Annotated in this window: 14 protein-coding genes; all 14 read left to right on the top strand. The window is 70.6% G+C overall.

Going from position 1 to position 15,790, the window contains the following annotated elements; all coding sequences use genetic code 11:
- Positions 1-2 precede the first annotated feature (2 nt).
- From VHAB30_RS07750 to galE, 14 genes are read left to right on the top strand one after another with little or no spacing between them, the layout of a single operon-like run.
- Positions 3-776, top strand: a complete 774-nt coding sequence (locus VHAB30_RS07750; RefSeq protein ID WP_159276463.1) for a 4'-phosphopantetheinyl transferase family protein — start codon at positions 3-5, stop codon at positions 774-776.
- Complete coding sequence (locus tag VHAB30_RS07745) at positions 773-1,594, top strand: serine aminopeptidase domain-containing protein (RefSeq protein WP_159276461.1); 822 nt, start codon at positions 773-775, stop codon at positions 1,592-1,594. Before VHAB30_RS07750 ends, VHAB30_RS07745 begins: the two co-directional genes overlap by 4 nt.
- On the top strand, positions 1,587-2,510 hold the full coding sequence (locus tag VHAB30_RS07740; protein WP_062473263.1) for an alpha/beta hydrolase family protein: 924 nt from the start codon (positions 1,587-1,589) through the stop codon (positions 2,508-2,510). Before VHAB30_RS07745 ends, VHAB30_RS07740 begins: the two co-directional genes overlap by 8 nt.
- 28 nt (positions 2,511-2,538) lie before the next feature.
- Entirely contained in the window at positions 2,539-3,717 is a 1,179-nt protein-coding gene (locus tag VHAB30_RS07735; protein ID WP_062473261.1) for a polysaccharide biosynthesis/export family protein, read from the top strand.
- A gap of 43 nt (positions 3,718-3,760) precedes the next feature.
- Entirely contained in the window at positions 3,761-6,040 is a 2,280-nt protein-coding gene (locus tag VHAB30_RS07730; protein WP_159276458.1) for a polysaccharide biosynthesis tyrosine autokinase, read from the top strand.
- Positions 6,037-6,717 carry a sugar transferase gene (locus tag VHAB30_RS07725; RefSeq protein ID WP_159276456.1) on the top strand — a complete coding sequence of 227 codons (681 nt, stop codon included), beginning with the start codon at positions 6,037-6,039 and terminating at the stop codon, positions 6,715-6,717. The genes VHAB30_RS07730 and VHAB30_RS07725 overlap by 4 nt, the downstream gene beginning before the upstream one ends.
- Before the next feature lie 37 nt (positions 6,718-6,754).
- On the top strand, positions 6,755-7,732 hold the full coding sequence (locus VHAB30_RS07720) for a GDP-L-fucose synthase family protein (protein ID WP_159276454.1): 978 nt from the start codon (positions 6,755-6,757) through the stop codon (positions 7,730-7,732).
- A gap of 19 nt (positions 7,733-7,751) precedes the next feature.
- Entirely contained in the window at positions 7,752-9,065 is a 1,314-nt protein-coding gene (locus VHAB30_RS07715) for a hypothetical protein (protein WP_159276452.1), read from the top strand.
- Between the two features lie 24 nt (positions 9,066-9,089).
- Positions 9,090-10,181 carry a glycosyltransferase gene (locus VHAB30_RS07710; protein WP_159276450.1) on the top strand — a complete coding sequence of 364 codons (1,092 nt, stop codon included), beginning with the start codon at positions 9,090-9,092 and terminating at the stop codon, positions 10,179-10,181.
- Entirely contained in the window at positions 10,178-11,131 is a 954-nt protein-coding gene (locus VHAB30_RS07705) for a hypothetical protein (protein WP_159276448.1), read from the top strand. The genes VHAB30_RS07710 and VHAB30_RS07705 overlap by 4 nt, the downstream gene beginning before the upstream one ends.
- A 25-nt stretch (positions 11,132-11,156) precedes the next feature.
- On the top strand, positions 11,157-12,113 hold the full coding sequence (locus VHAB30_RS07700) for a hypothetical protein (RefSeq protein ID WP_159276446.1): 957 nt from the start codon (positions 11,157-11,159) through the stop codon (positions 12,111-12,113).
- The gene (locus VHAB30_RS07695) at positions 12,110-13,378 is read left to right on the top strand and encodes a polysaccharide biosynthesis protein (RefSeq protein WP_159276444.1); all 1,269 of its coding nucleotides are present in this window, start codon (positions 12,110-12,112) and stop codon (positions 13,376-13,378) included. The genes VHAB30_RS07700 and VHAB30_RS07695 overlap by 4 nt, the downstream gene beginning before the upstream one ends.
- The gene (locus VHAB30_RS07690; protein ID WP_159276442.1) at positions 13,375-14,646 is read left to right on the top strand and encodes a glycosyltransferase WbuB; all 1,272 of its coding nucleotides are present in this window, start codon (positions 13,375-13,377) and stop codon (positions 14,644-14,646) included. The genes VHAB30_RS07695 and VHAB30_RS07690 overlap by 4 nt, the downstream gene beginning before the upstream one ends.
- Positions 14,643-15,752: a UDP-glucose 4-epimerase GalE gene (gene galE / locus VHAB30_RS07685; protein ID WP_139704945.1), complete on the top strand. Its 1,110-nt coding sequence runs from the start codon at positions 14,643-14,645 to the stop codon at positions 15,750-15,752. Before VHAB30_RS07690 ends, galE begins: the two co-directional genes overlap by 4 nt.
- The last annotated feature ends 38 nt before the right edge of the window (positions 15,753-15,790 follow it).

Genomic DNA, 15,790 nt, shown 5'->3' with positions numbered 1-15,790 from the left:
TCATGACCGGCGCCGCCAACGCACTGTCCATCGACGCACCGGTCTGCCGGTACGTCGAGCTGGACAGCTTCACCGACACCCTGCCCGCCCAGGTCCTGTCGGAGGAAGAGCGCGCGCGTGCCGAGAATCTGCGCTTTCCCGTCGACCGGCAGCGCTTCGTGGCGGCCCATGTCGCGCTGCGCCAGGCGCTGTGCGCGTACACGGGCCTGGCCCCCGACGCGCTGACGCTGGCCATCGGCGCCTTCGGCAAGCCGTCGCTGGCGGGGCATCCGCGCACCCAGTTCTCGCTGAGCCACAGCCAGGGCCTGGCATTGATCGCCATCGGCGGGCGCGGCCCGCTGGGCGCCGACGTCGAGCTGCTGCGCCCGATGCCGGACGCGGCCGACCTGGCGGCGGCGCATTTCACGCGGCGCGAACAGGAGGCGCTGGCCGCCCTGCCGGCGGACGAACACGACCGCGCCTTCCTGACCTGCTGGACCCGCAAGGAAGCCTGCCTGAAGGCCATCGGCGTGGGCCTGCTGGTGTCGCCGCAGAGTTTCGACGTGGGCCTGGCACCGGACAGCCGCAGCGTCGAGCTGCCGGTGGCCGGCCGCATCCTGGTGCTGGCGCTGGGGCCGGCACCCGCGCGGGCGGACAGCGTGGGCTCGCTGGCCGAATGGCGCCATACCGAAGCCCGCGCCCGGCCCTCGCAGGCCGACCCCGAAGGCCGCCGCATGCGCCCCCTGAATCCGCGCAAGGGCATGAGCGAGGCGCGATGCGCAGGGGGTGTCGCATGACCCTCTTCACGCCCCTCATGTTCGGGCCGGCCTCGCGCCAGGTCTTCGGCGCGTTCCACGCTGCCGACGACGCACGGGGCGAGCCCACCGCGGTGCTGCTGTGCCCGCCTTTCGGGCAGGAGGGCCTGCGCACCCACCGCTTCTTCAAGGTGCTGGCCGAACGCCTCGCGCGCGCCGGCATCGCCACGCTGCGCTTCGACTTCTACGGCTCCGGCGACTCGCCCGGCGACGAGAGCGAGGGCGAGCTCGACGGCTGGCGCCGCGACCTGTGCGCGGCGCACGAGGAGCTGCGGCGGCACGCACCCCATGCCGCCATCGTGTGGATCGGCGCGCGGCTGGGCGCCACCCTGGCCGTGCTGGCCGCGCGCAACGGGCGCTGCGACCCGGCGCGGCTGGTGCTCTGGGAACCGGTGATCGACGGGCCGAGCTACGCGCGCCTGCTGCGCGAACGCCACGTCGAGGCGATCGACACGACCTTCTGCATTCCCGACCTGTCCTGGCGCCGCAGCCTCGCGCGGGAACCGGACGCACTGCCCGAGGAGGCGCTGGGCGTGCGTCTCTCGCCGGCGCTGCAGGCCCAGCTGCGCGCCCTCACGCCGCAGTCGCTGCCGCTCACGGCCCTGCACGACACCCTGGTGCTGGCCCCGCCCGACGACACGTCCACCGCGCAATGGGCGGCCGAGCAGCAGTCGCGCCACATGCCGGTGCGCCTGGCCTACCTGAGCCACCCGCTGGACTGGACGTCCGACCCCTTTCCCCACAGCGCGATGGTGCCGGCCGATGCGCTCAACCGCCTGCAGGGAGCCATCCATGAATGACATGACGCAGACCCCGGTGTGCTTCGGCCCCGGCAACGCACTGATGGGCATGCTCACCCTCCCCGCGCAGCGCGTGCCGGCGCCCGTCGCCTGCCTGATGTTCAACATGGGCGCGAACCACCGCGTGGGGCCGCGCCGCATCAACGTGAAGCTGGCGCACCTGCTGGCCGCGCGCGGCGTGGGCAGCCTGCGCTTCGACCTGGGCGGCATCGGCGACAGCGAGGCGCTGGACACCGGGCCCGACCTGCAGACGCGCGCGGTGCACAGCCTGCAGGCCGCCATGGACCTCGTGCAGCGCATGCAGGGCATCGGCCAGTTCGCGACCGTGGCCATGTGCTCGGGCGTGGAGCACGCCATGTCGGCCGCCGCGGTGGACGCGCGCATGGTGGCGCTCTCGCTGTTCGACGGCTTTGCCTTCCCGCAGCGGCGCACGCGCTGGGAGCTCACGGTGCGCCGCGCGCTCGCGGCGCCGCTGCACCCGTCGTTCCCCGGCAAGGCGCGGCGCTGGGTGCTGCGCCATCTGCCGGGCAGCACGGTGGGCAAGCCGCTGCCGGGCTACTTCGTGGACCGGCGGCCGCCCAACGTCAATGCGATCTGGTTCGAAGCCACGATGAAGCGGCTGGTCGAACGCGAGGTGGCGGTGCAGCTGCTGTATTCGGGATCGCTGCATGTCTGCGACCGCGACCGCGACCAGCTCGGCGCCCTGCGCCGCGAACCGTTCATGCAGGGCCTGCAGTACGAGTTCATGCGGGACGTGGACCACACCGTCTGCACGGTGAAGGGCCAGCAGCTCTTCCTGCAGTCCGTCGGCGACTGGGTCGTCGAGCACTGTCTGGCCACCGGCAGCCCGCAGCGGCAGGACCGTCCGGCGACAGGCACCCCGCGCGCGATCCCGGCCACGCTCGCCGCGCCCTGAAACAACAACCGAAGCCAAGGAGATTGCCATGACATCCGCAACCCCAGCGAACCCGCGCGGCGAGCGCCTCCTCGCCACCGAGGGCGCCCGCGCCCTTCCCGGTGGCCGCTTCCGGTCGCGCGCCATGGCGCTGCTGCTGTCGCTCGGCTTGTGCGGCTGCGCACCCGGCTTCGGCACGCCGGGCCCGCTGCAGTCGGCCGACGGCACGGCCGGCGGCAGGATCGCGGCCATCACGCCGGAGCTGGTCCGCGCGCAACTCGCCGGGAACACGGGCATCCCGCCCGACGTGAAGGCGCTGTTCGGCCGGCCCGCGCCCTACACCATCGGGCCGGGGGACGTGGTGGGCATCACCGTCTACAACAACCCCGAGCTGCAGCCCAACCTGGGCGCGGTGATCGCGCAGCAGAGCGACCCGACCGGCGTCACCGTGGCGCCGGGCTTCATCGTCGATGCCGCGGGCGAGATCAGCTTTCCCTACATCGGCCGCACCCGGCTGCAGGGCCTGACGGAAAGCGGTGCGTCCGAGCTGATCGCCAAGCGCATCGGCAGCATCATCAAGGCACCGCTGGTGAGCGTGCGCATCCAGTCGTTCCGCAGCCAGCGCGCCTATGTCGAGGGCGAGGTCCGCACGCCCGGGCTGCAGATCTTCACGGACATCCCGATGACGCTGTCCGAGGCGCTCAACCGCGCGGGCAGCATCACCGCCGGGGGCGACCGTTCGCATGTGACGCTCACGCGCGGCGACCGCACGGTGGTCATCGACCTGATGCAGCTCAAGCGCTTCGGCGCCGACGCCAACAACATCCCGCTGCGCAACGGCGACATCGTGTACGTCGGCAGCCGCGACGACAGCCGCATCTACGTGATGGGCGAGATCCTGCGGCCCTCGGCGCTGCTGATGCGCAACGGCCGCATGAGCCTGAACGAGGCCCTCGGCGATGCGGGCGGGCCCGACCTGCTCACGGCCGACCCCGGGCAGATCTACGTGATCCGCAACTCGCCGCAGACGCCCGACACGCCGCAGATCTTCAGCCTGAACGCGAAGAACCCGGCCGCGCTCGCGCTGGCCGACCGCTTCGAGCTGCGGCCGCGCGACGTCGTCTATGTCGACCGCGTGCCGCTGGTCTCGTGGAACCGGGTCGCCAACCTGATCCTTCCCGCCGCCCAGGTGATCAACCTCGCGCGCGACACCGCCCGCAGCAGGTAGGCCGCGCAGCCCCGGCCCGAACACGACAAAGAAGGTGAAGCCCATGAATGCGCGTTGGTACCCCCCGCTTCCCGCACCGTACAACCCGGAACCCGAGCGCCCGCACTCGAGGTTCAAGGAATACGTCGACCTGATGCTGGACAACCGATGGCTGATCGCCTCGGTCACCGCCGCGGTGTTGGTGCTGGGCGCGGGCTACGCGCTCTTCGGGCCGCGCGTGTACGAAGCGAACGTGCTGATCCAGCTCGAGGATGCCGAACGTTCGCCCGGCGGCGCGGGCGATGCCGCGGTCAACGGCGTGGGCGTGAAGACGCCGACCTCGGGCGAGGCCGAGATCCTGAAGTCGCGCATGGTGCTCGGCCAGGCGATCGAGAACACCAAGCTGTTCATCAAGGCACGGCCGCACTACATCCCGGTCGTGGGCGCCTTCATGGCGCGGCATTCGAAGACGCTGTCCAGGCCGGGCTTCCTCGGCATGCGCGGCTACGTGTCGGGCACCGAGCGGATCGCGGTCGCGCAGATGGACGTGCCGCCGGCCCTCGAGGGCAAGAAGTTCCTGCTGACCATTGGCAAGGACGGCACCTACACCCTGACGCACCCCGACCTCGACACCCCGCTGCACGGCCGGGTCGGCGAGCCGCAGGACAGCTCGGTGCCGGGGGGCACGGTCCACCTGTTGGTGGCCTCGATCGACGCCCGGCCCGGCGGCGCCTTCGAGCTGACGCGGCATTCCACGCAGCTCACCATGCTCGAGCTGCAGCGCGAGCTGCGCGTGATCGAGAAGGGCAAGCAGTCCAGCGTGATCGACGTGAGCTGGCAGACCGACGATCGCGAGCACCTGGCGAACCTGCTCAACGAAGTGGCGCGCCTGTACATGCGCCAGAACATCGACCAGAAGACCGCGCAGGCCGAGCGCACGCTGAACTTCCTGGGCACCGAGCTGCCCAAGTTCAAGCAGCAGCTGGAACAGTCGGAAGAGGCCTACAACCAGTACCGCAACCAGAACGGAACCATCAGCCTGGACGACGAGGCGCGCAACGCGCTGTCGCAGAACGTCGACCTGCAGGCCAAGCTGCTCGACGCGCGCCAGAAGCGCCTGGACCTGGCGAGCCGCTTCACCAGCCAGCACCCGATGCTGATCACGCTCGACGCGCAGATCGCCTCGTTGCGCAAGGAGCTGGGCGGCGTGGACAACCGCATCCGCCGCATGCCGATGCTGCAGCAGAACTCGCTGCGCATGCAGCGCGACATCAAGGTCAACACCGAGCTCTATTCATCGCTCCTGAACAGCTCGCTGCAGATGCGCCTGGCCCGCGAAGGCCGCATCGGCAACGTGCGCGTGCTCGACCAGGCACTGTCGCCCGAGAAGCCGGTGCGGCCCAAGGCGGTGATCGTGATGGCGCTGGCACTGGTCGTGGGGCTGTTCCTGGGCGCGGTCACGTCGGTGCTTCGCAAGGTGCTCAAGAACACGGTCGCCACCCCCGACGAGATCGAGATGCGCACCGGCCTGAACGTCTACAGCACGATCGCACTCAGCACGCGGCAGGGCACGCTCGACCGCGCCATCCGCCAGGGCAAGCCCGGCGTGAAGCTGCTGGCGGCCTCGCACCCGGACGACCCGGCGCTCGAAGGCGTGCGCAGGCTGCGCACCGCGCTGGGCTTCCTGATGGCGGGCGCGCAGAACAACCGCATCCTGCTGACCAGCGCCACGCCGGGCGCGGGCAAGACCTTCCTGTCGGCGAACTTCTCGGCCGTGCTGGCGGCCTCCGGCAGGCGTGTGCTGCTGATCGACGCCGACATGCGCCGCGGCAAGCTGGCGAGCCAGTTCGGGCTCAAGGCAACCACCGGCCTGTCGGAGCTGATCGCCGGCACCGCCACGCTCGCGCAGGCGGTGCATGCGCAGGTGCTGCCGCACCTGGACGTGATCACCACCGGCAAGCTGCCGCTCGATCCGGCCACGATGATGGGTTCCACCGCGTTCACGCGGTTGCTGGAGACCCTCTCGGCGCTGTACGACGCCGTGGTCATCGATGCCCCGCCGATCCTGCTGGCGACCGAGACCGTGGCGATGTCACCGGACGTGGGCACCCTGATGCTCGTGGCCCGCGCCGGCGACAGCGAACTGGGCGACCTGGTGGAAAGCGCGAAGCGGCTGGCGCACGTGGGCGCGGCGTTCCACGGCGTGGTGCTCAACGCGCAGGACGCGCGGCAACGCCACAACGCCTACGGCTACGACTACGGGCCCTACGGCCTGCCGCCGAACATCTATCCGCCCGCGCTGGGGCACACCCCCCGCGCCGAACCGGAGCGCGCGACATCATGAGCACGCACCTTTCACGCACGCCGCACCGCACCGCCGCGCGCCCCGTGCCGGTGGGCGGCTCGCGGCTCCTGCAGGCCGCCAAGCGCGCCATGGACATCCTCCTGGCGGGCGCCTTCTTCCTGTTCCTGGGCTGGGCCTACGCGCTGATCGCCCTCGGCGTGCTGCTGACCTCGGGCGGCCCGGCCATCTACGTGCAGCCGCGCTACGGCCGCGACGGGCGGATCTTCCGCTTCTACAAGTTCCGCACCATGGCGCCCGACGCCGATGCCCTGCTGGCCCGGCACCTGCGCGAAAACGACGCGGCGCGGCGCGAATGGGAGAAGTTCCAGAAGCTCGAGCACGACCCGCGGATCACCCGCTTCGGCGCCTTCCTGCGCCGCTACAGCATCGACGAGTTCCCGCAGTTCTGGAACGTGCTCAAGGGCGACATGAGCATGGTCGGCCCGCGCCCCTGCATGTTTGCCCAGAAGGAGCTCTACGGCCCGTACTGGGCGTACTACTGCGCGGTGCGCCCGGGCATCACGGGCCTGTGGCAGATCAGCGGACGCAACGAGGTGAGCTACCGCCGCCGCGCCGCCATGGACGCCGAGTACGTCGCCACGCTCTCGCTGCTGCGCGACGTGGTGATCCTGCTGAAGACCTTCCGCGTCGTGCTCGGGGCGCGCGGTTCGCGCTGAGACCCGCAGTCCCCTCTTCCTTCACTGAAAGAACGCCATGCGAATCTATGTTGCAGGTCATCGCGGAATGGTCGGCCAGACGCTCACGAGGCGCCTGCGCGAACTCGGCCACGAGGTCGTGACGCGCAGCCACGCCGAGCTCGACCTGCTCGACCAGGCAGCCGTCGCGCGCTTCTTCGCGACCGAGCGCGTCGACCAGGTCTACGTGGCGGCGGCCAAGGTCGGCGGCATCCACGCCAACATGACCTACCCCGCGCAGTTCATCTACGAGAACCTGCTGATCGCGGCCAACCTCACGCACCAGGCCTTTCTCGCCGGCGTCAAGCGGCTGCTGTTCCTCGGCTCGAGCTGCATCTACCCGCGCCTGGCCGAACAGCCGATCCGCGAGGAGGCCCTGCTCACCGGCAAGCTCGAGCCCACCAACGAGCCCTACGCGATCGCCAAGATCGCGGGCATCAAGCTGTGCGAGAGCTACAACCGGCAGTACGGCGCCACGCACGGCGTCGACTTCCGCAGCGTGATGCCGAGCAACCTCTACGGGCCCGGCGACAACTACCACCTGGAGAACAGCCACGTGGTGCCGGCGCTGATCCAGCGCTTTCACCTGGCCAAGATCAGCCGCACGCCGAGCGTGCTGATCTGGGGCAGTGGCCGGGCGCGGCGCGAATTCCTGTACGTGGACGACATGGTCGAGGGCTGCCTGGACGTGATGAACCTGTCGCGCGCCGCCTACGACCAGCACACCGACCCGATGCGCGGCCACATCAACCTCGGCACGGGCGAGGACGTCTCGATCGCCGAGCTGGTGGAGCACATCCGCGAGGTCGTGGGCTACGAGGGCAGCATCCACTACGACCTGGCCCAGCCCGACGGCGCCCCGCGAAAGCTGCTGGACGTGTCGCGCGCGGCCAGCTTCGGGTGGCACGCCACCGTGCCGCTGGCCGAAGGGCTGCGTCGCACCTATGCGGACTACCAGACGGCGCGCCGGACCGCCGCCGAGGCCGAGCACGCATGAAACAGAAACGGACCTCGCCATGAGAACCCTCGTCTTCTGGTCCGGCATCGTCTGCGCCGCGCTGTGCGGGCTGATCGATCCTGTCTGGGGCTACGGGGTGGTGTTCGTGCTGACGGTGGTGCAGCTGTCGATGCTGGGCACCGCCGGCGACAGCGTGTTCCTGCTGATCCACTACACGGCGGTTCTCATCTACTTCTCGCTGGCGCCGGCGATGCAGATCGCGACCGACACCGACTTCTGGGAGGTCGGCATCGTCGGCCAAGCCGCGCACACGCAGGGGCTGATGCTCGTGCTGCTGTACATGGCCGGCGTGGAAGCCGCCCGGCTGGGGCTGCCCGAGCCGCCCGCCGCGCCCCGGCCGGCGCAGCGCGCGCTCAGTGCCGGCGTCGCCCACCCCTTCCTGCTGCTGGCCTGCCTGGAGGTGGCGTTCGCCATGCTCTTCCTGCGCCCCGACATGAACTTCACGGCGCGCGGCGTGATTTCCGAAGAGGAGGCCGCGCCGGTCCAGTACATCGTCTATTCCACGCTGCCCAAGCTCATGGTGCTGCTGTGCTGCGTGGCGCTCGCGATCCACGCCACGCGCCAGCGCACGCTGTGGGCCTGGTGCGTCGCGGGCCTCGCGTTCGCACTGGCCGCCATCGCCGCGAACCCGGTCAACACGGCGCGCCAGGTCATCCTGATCGGGCTGCTGCCGCTGCTCATCCACGCCCTGGGGCGGCGCCACCGGTGGACGCTCGCCGCCGTGATCTTCGGCGCCATCGCGGGCCTGGGGCCGGTGCTGAACCTGATCTCGCGGGACGCCATGTGGGGCGCGGAGCTGGCGTCGTACCCCTTCAGTCAGGACTTCGACGCGATGTTCGTCGTCGCGGGCATCCTGGAGCGCGCGCCCTCGCCCGACCTCGGCTACGGGCGCTACCTGCTCTCGGCCTTCTCCTTCATCCTGCCGCGCGAACTGAAGATGTTCCCGGGCTACGACCCGCTCGGCTGGCCGGCCGTGCTGGGCAACTTCTCGCAGAGCAACCTGTCGCTGCCGCCCTTCACCACCGCCTACTTCGACTTCGGGCTGGCGGGCCCGGCCCTGCTGGGCTTCGCGGTCTCGGCGCTCTTTCGCCTCGTCGACAAGGCCATCGATCCGCAACGCACGCTGACGGCCGGCTACCTGTGCGCGCTGGTGCTGCTGGCGGCCTACGTGCCGTTCCTGCGCGGGCCGATCCTGGGCTGGGGACCGTTCGCCGTCTCGGGGCTGGTCGCGGCCGTCGTCGCCGGCAGCCTCGCTGCGTGGTTCCGCAGGCCGGCCCCCCGCCCGGCGCGCGCCAGCCTGCCGACCGCATGAGAACGCACGCACGCAGGAGCGACCATGGCCACCTACCTCTTCTACGACACGATCCGGCTCAACGCGTCGGCGGGCGGGGTGCTGAACGTGTCCGAGGTGCTGCTCGAGAGCATGCGCGACGCGCCGGGCCACGAGGTGCAGCCGATCAGCGAGCGCCATCCGCACCTGTACGCGGCCGCACGGCGACTGAAGATCAGCCGCTTCATCCTCGACACGCTGCTCTACAACGTCCACCTGGTGCGCGGGTGGCTGCGCGGGGAGCGCGTGTACTCGCTGTTCCCGAACTACTTCCTGCCGTTCTCGCTGCTGGCGCCCTTCGGCCGCCACCGGGATTCGATCGTGGTGGTGCACGACGTGCAGTACAAGTCGTACCCGCAGTACTTCAGCGCGCGCAAGCGCCTCTGGCTCGACTGGAACCTGCACCGCGTCGCGCGCAGCGCCGCCGACGTGGTCTTCATCAGCCGCAGCAGCCAGGAAGATTTCGAGCGGCACTTCAGGCGCTGCGAGCACCCGGCGGTGATCTTCAATCCCGTGGATGCGGGTGCCGTCACCGCTAGCGCCGACCACACGGCAGCGCCTGACGGACGCTACCTGATTGCGGCCTACCACTACTACCCGCACAAGAACTTCGAAGGCATCCTGAAGCTGTTCGTGCGCATGAAGCGCCAGGGCCTGGTCGACTACCTCGACATCACCGGCAACGGCGCCAAGGAGGTCGAACGCATGATCTCGGCCATGGCGCCCGCGTTCCGCGGCTGCGTGCGGCACCGGGGGCTGGTGTCGCGGGACGAACTCCTGCGGCTGTACCGCGGCGCGACGGCCTTCATCTCGCTGTCCACCTTCGAGGGCTTCAACCTGTCGGCCGCCGAGGCGGCCACGCTGGGCGTGCCGCTGCTGCTCTCGGACCTTCCGGTGCACCGGGAGCTCTTCGCGGGCTACGCGTTCTTCATCGGCAATGAATTCGTCGGCCTCGGCAGCATCGAGCGCTACCTGGCCGCACATCAGCGCACGCGCCCCGCGTGGTCGCTCTCGCGGGCCTGCACGCCGGGCGCGGTGGCCGCGAGTTACCTCAGGCTGAAGCGCGGTGACACGTCGCTGGCGAGGGCCACGCCATGACGAGGCGCGCACGCTCCCTGCTTCGCGCGCTCGCGGTGCTGGCGCTCGGGCTGGCCGCGTGGGCGCGGCCGGCCGTCGCCGCACTGCCCGAAACGCAGGGCGTGCCGGGCTTCGGCGTGATGGTGCATTACCTGCCCGACAAGCAGTCCATCGCCAGCATCGGGCGCTTCGACGTCGATGCCTTCGCCGCTTCGCTCGCGGAGATGCGCGCCAGCCATCTCATCCTCACGCTCGGGCAGAACAACGGCCAGTTCATCGCGCCGAACGCCGCGCTCGAAGCGCTGTGCCCGCGCAGCGCCGCGCACCGTTCGCCGCGCGACCTGCCGATGGAGATCGGCCGCGCGCTGCGCCGCCACGGCATCGCGCTGATCCTCTACCTGCCGTTCCGCGCGCCGCAAGGGGATGCCTACCTGATGGAGTGCCTGGGCGATATCTCCGAACAGCAGCCACCGCCGCAGCGCTTCATCGCGGCCTGGTCGACCGTGATCGAGCACTGGTCGCAGCGCTACGGCGCGCTCGCCACGGGCTGGTGGTTCGACGGTGTCTACAACACGACGGGCATGACGACGCGCGACTGGGACCGGTTCTGCGCGGCCGCGCGCAGCGGCGCACCCACCCGGTGGCTGGCCTTCAATGCCGGCGAGGGGGCGGCGCGCTTCAGCCTCAAGAGCGCGCCGTGCCAGAACCTCATGGCGGGCGAGTACCTGCAGCCCGCCGCACGCCTGGCCTCGCCGCCCTCCGAACTCCGGCTGCATGTGCTGACGCCGCTGGGCGCCTCCTGGGCCCAGCCGAGTGCGCCGCGCTTCTCGGCGGTGCAGCTGCGCAGCTGGATCAGCGACGCGAACGCGCGGGGCGGAATGCTCACGCTCGACATGCCGCTGGACGCCGACTTCCACTTTCTTCCCGCCCACGTCGCGCTGGTACGCAGCGCCACCGCGCCGCGGCCCTGACCCGTACCAACCCGCTTGCCCGACCATGGACCACGCCCTCCCCTTCATCGTTGTGGAAGACCGCCAGAACACGGCCCTGCGCCTGTGCTGCGAATCCGCGGCCATGGCGCAGGAGCAGCTGGTCGTCCTGTCGGACACCGACGCCGGCCCGGCGTACGAACGCTTCTGCCAGGCCTACGTGCACCTGTCGAGCAACACGCCGGCGTTCGAGAAGATCTGCTTCCGGCGCTACTTCCTCCTGGCGAACCATCTCGCAGCGCACCCCGATTGCCGTGCCTTCGTGCTGATCGACAGCGACGTGCTGCTGTTTCAAGGCGTCGGCGCCCACATTGCGCGCCTGGTGGGCCACGCCGACTTCTCCGGCTCCAGCATCCTGCCCACGGACGGCTGGAACCCCTGCCAGATCTCGCCGCACGTGAGCTACTGGACGGCGGCCGGCCTGCAGGACTTCGTCGCCTGCCTCATCCGTATGTACAGCACGCCCGCCGGCCTGCACCAGCTGCGCGAGATCGCCGAGCGCTTCGCGGCCCGCAGCGTGCGCGGCGGGGTGTCCGACATGACGCTGCTGTACCTGTGGGCGCAGGCCAGCGGCAACACCGTGCCGATCAACCGGGTGTTCGACGGCCAGGTGATCGATCACAACGTCAACGGCGGCACCAACCACTTCGTGCGCGAGTTCCGCGTGCGCGGCGGCGCCAAGCGCCTGGCCTTCGTCGACGGACAGCCCTGCCTGCAGACGCCGGCGGGCGACACGGTGCGCGTGCTCGCGCTGCACTTCCAGGGCGCCGCCAAGCTGGCGATGCAGCCTGCGCTGCATCGCCGCGTGTACACGGTCGCAGCGCTCACCTGGGCACTGCAGATGGCGCGCCGGGCCAAGAACAACGCGCACCGGATCGCCTCGCGCGCGCGCCGCATGGCCGACACCCTGGGCGTCGCGCAGACGCCAACGCCGAAGCACCCTGCGGACGGGAGCACGCCATGAAGCCAGCCGCCGGCACCTCGTTCGCCCTGCCCGGCATCCGCCTGGCGCAGCGCCTGGGGCTGGGGGCGCTCGCGTCGCGGCTGTATGTGTACCTGTCGGGTTTCCTGGCGATCTTCCTGATCGCGGCGCAGGTGGCGCCCGCGCGCTTCGGCGAGTACTCCGTCTACCAGTCGGTGCTGGAAGTGGCGCTGGTCGTGGGCACGCTGGGCAGTTCGCTGCTGTTCTCGCGCAATGCCGCAAGCGTGCCGCCCCGGGTGACGCGCGGCGACCTGGTGCGCACGCTGGCGATCGGGCTGCCGCTGGCCGCACTGCTCGCGGCCGGCGTCGTGGGGGCGCAGCGCCTGCCGGTGGCCGGCGCGCCCTTCATGCTGATCGTGCTGTCGCTCGCGGTCTTCGCCTTCAACAGCCTGCGCCTGTCGTACAGCCGGGGCCTGGGCCATGCGGGCCTGCTCAACCTGGAGTCGGGCGTGCGCGCGACCGTGCTGGTGCTGGGCGTGGCGACGCTCGCGGCGCTCGGCCTGGAGATCGGCGTGGCGCACCTGCTCGCCATCAACCTGCTGGCCTTGGTGCTCGTGGGCGCGGCCATCTTCCTGCCGGCGAACGGCGCGGCGCCACCGGCCGGACCGCCCGTGCTGGCGCTCGCGTCGCAGGCCAGCGCCACGGTGTATGCGCTGCTGACCTTCCTGCTGCGCAAGTCGGACCTGCTGCTCGTGGCGCTCTTCATGCCACTGGGCTACGTGGGCGCGTTCAAGCTGGCCTTCCTTCTCGCAGAGGCGCCCTCGCAGTTCGTGCAGGCCTTTCTCGTCACGAAGACGCCGGCGATGCTGGACGCCAACGCGGCCAACCTGACGATCGAGAAGCTGCGGCTGGCGCGGCATTCGTTCCTGCTCGGCTGCGTGCTCTTCGTGGGGCTGGCGGGGCTGATGGCAGTGGCCGCGCCGCTGCTGAAGCTCGGCCCCGAGGCGCGCGACATCTTCGTGTGCATCGCGCCGTACTTCCTGCTGAGGACCTACACGGTCCATCACGAAACGATGCTCTCGCTGAACGCCACGATGGGCTCGCTCGGGTGGTGGACGCTGCTGGAGTTCGCGCTGCGGCTGGCCTCGTACGGCGTCGTGATCTCGCTCTTTCCGGACAAGCCGCACTACGTCTTCTTCATCGCCTTCGTCACCGACTTCGTGCTGTACGAGCTGCGCATGCGCGCGCTGTTCGGCTTCTTTCCGATCGTGCGCCTGCTGCGCCCGGCCCTGGGGAGCTCGCCGTGAAGATCCTGCTGTACTCGATGAACTTCGCGCCCGAGCTGGCCGGCATCGGCAAGTACTCGGGCGAGATGGCCGACTGGCTGCAGGCCCGGGGCCATGACGTGCGCGTGATCGCGGCGCCGCCCTTCTTCCCGCACTGGGCGGTGTTCGAGGGCCATTCGGCCTGGGCCTACCGCAAGACCACCGGGCGCAACGGCCTCACGGTCTGGCGCGCGCCCACCTGGGTGCCTTCGCAGCCGCGTGCGCTGGCGCGCATGGCACACCTGTGCTCGTTCATGCTGTCGAGCATGCCGCTGCTGCTGGCGCAGGCGCGCTGGAAGCCCGACCTGGTGTTCGTCGTAGAGCCGCCTCTTTTCTGCGCGCCCGCGGTGCTGTGCTTCGCGAAGCTGCTCGGCATCAGGTCGTGGCTGCACATCCAGGACTTCGAAGTCGATGCGGCGTTCGGCCTGGGCCTCGTGCGCGGCGCGGGCGTGCGGCGCGTCGCGCTGTCGCTCGAGCGATGGCTGCTGGCGAGGTTCGACCGCGTGTCGACCATCTCCGCGGCGATGATCGACAAGGCCAGAAGCAAGGGCATCGGTGAAGGTCGCTTGGTGCTTTTCCCGAACTGGGTAGACGTCTCGGCGATCCGCCCCGCCCCCCATGCGGACGGCGGCTACCGGGCCGAGCTGGGCATTGCGCCCGACGCCGTGGTCGTGCTCTATGCGGGCAGCCTGGGCGCCAAGCAGGGCATCGAACTGCTGGCCGACGCGGCGGGCCTGCTCGCCGACCGGCAGAACATTCACTTCGTCATCTGCGGCAACGGCCCGAGCCGCGCCTCGCTGATGTCGGCCTGCGCCGGCCTGGACCGCGTGCACTTTCTCGACCTGCAGCCCGCCGAACGGCTCAACGAATTGCTGGGCATGGCCGACATCCACGTGCTGCCGCAGCGTGCCGATGCCGCCGACCTCGTGATGCCCTCGAAGCTGGCCGGCATGTTCGCGAGCGGCAAGGCCGTGATCGCCACGGCGCACCCCGGCACCGAACTCGCCCGCGTGGTCGCGGACCGTGGCTTCGTGGTGCCCCCGGGCGATGCGGCCGTGCTGGCCGACGCGATCGCGCAGCTCGCGTGCTCACCGGGCCTGCGCCAGGCGCTCGGTGCGGCGGGCCGCGCGTTCGCGCAGACGGAACTCGACCAGGACGCCATCTTGTCGCGCCTCGAACAAGAGCTGCTTCGCTGCGTGGCAGACCGAGGCACGGTCACGCCATCTCCACTGCGCGAGTCCCAACCATGACCCACTCAAAAATTCTGGTGACGGGTGGTGCCGGCTTCGTCGGAAGCCACGCCTGCGTGGCGTTGATCGCGGCCGGCTACCTGCCGGTGGTGCTGGACACGCTGGTCAACAGCGACCCGCGTTCGCTGGAGCGCGTGGCACGCATCTGCGGCGTGCAGCCGCAGCTCGTGCGCGGCGACGTGCGCGACGCGGCGGTGCTCGACCGCGTGTTCGCCGAGCACGGGGTCGACGCGGTGCTGCATCTGGCGGGGCTGAAGGCGGTGAGCCGCTCGGTGAGCGACCCGCTCGGCTACTACGACGTCAACGTGGCGGGCAGCCTCGCGCTGGCGCGTGCCATGGAGCGCGCCGGCGTGCGCACGCTGATCTTCTCGTCCTCGGCCACGGTCTACGGCGACATCCCGCGCTCGCCGATACGGGAAAGCGCGTCGTACGCGGCCGTCAACCCCTACGGGCGCTCCAAGGTGATGGTGGAGCGCATGCTCGCGGACCTCGCCCGCTCCGATCCGCGCTGGGGCATCGCATGCCTGCGTTTCTTCAACCCCATCGGCGCGCACGAGAGCGGCCTGCTGGGCGAACACCCGCAGGGGCCGCCCGACAACCTGGTGCCGTATGTCTCGCAGGTCGCGGTGGGCGAGCGCGGGCACGTCGTCGTGCACGGCAACGACTACGAGACGCACGACGGCACGGGCGTGCGCGACTACGTGCACGTGATGGACGTGGCCGAAGGCCATGTGGCGGCCCTGCGGTACGCGACGCTGCATCGGGGCCTGCTCACGGTGAACCTGGGCACGGGGCATGGCGCCTCGGTGCTCGACGTGATCGCGGCCTTCGAACGCGCATGCGGGCACCGCATCGCGGTGCACATCGGTCCGCGCCGTCCCGGCGATGCCCCGGCCTACTGGGCGGACGTGCAGCACGCCCAGGACCGGCTGGGCTGGCGCGCGCAGCGCAGCCTGGACCAGATGTGCGCCGACAGCTGGCGCTGGCAGCTGGCGAACCCGCGCGGCTTCGACGAACCGGTGCCGGGCTTCCCGGTCCGCGCCGCCGACGGCGCCGCACCGACCGCCGTCCCTCACTCACTTCAACCGGGGCAAGAACATGGCTGAAAACACGCTCACACCCTCTGGCGACCCCACCCCCGCCG

The organism is Variovorax boronicumulans, from assembly GCF_009811375.1.
Taxonomy (GTDB): domain Bacteria; phylum Pseudomonadota; class Gammaproteobacteria; order Burkholderiales; family Burkholderiaceae_C; genus Variovorax; species Variovorax boronicumulans.
This window is presented reverse-complemented; position numbering and strand designations above follow the sequence as displayed.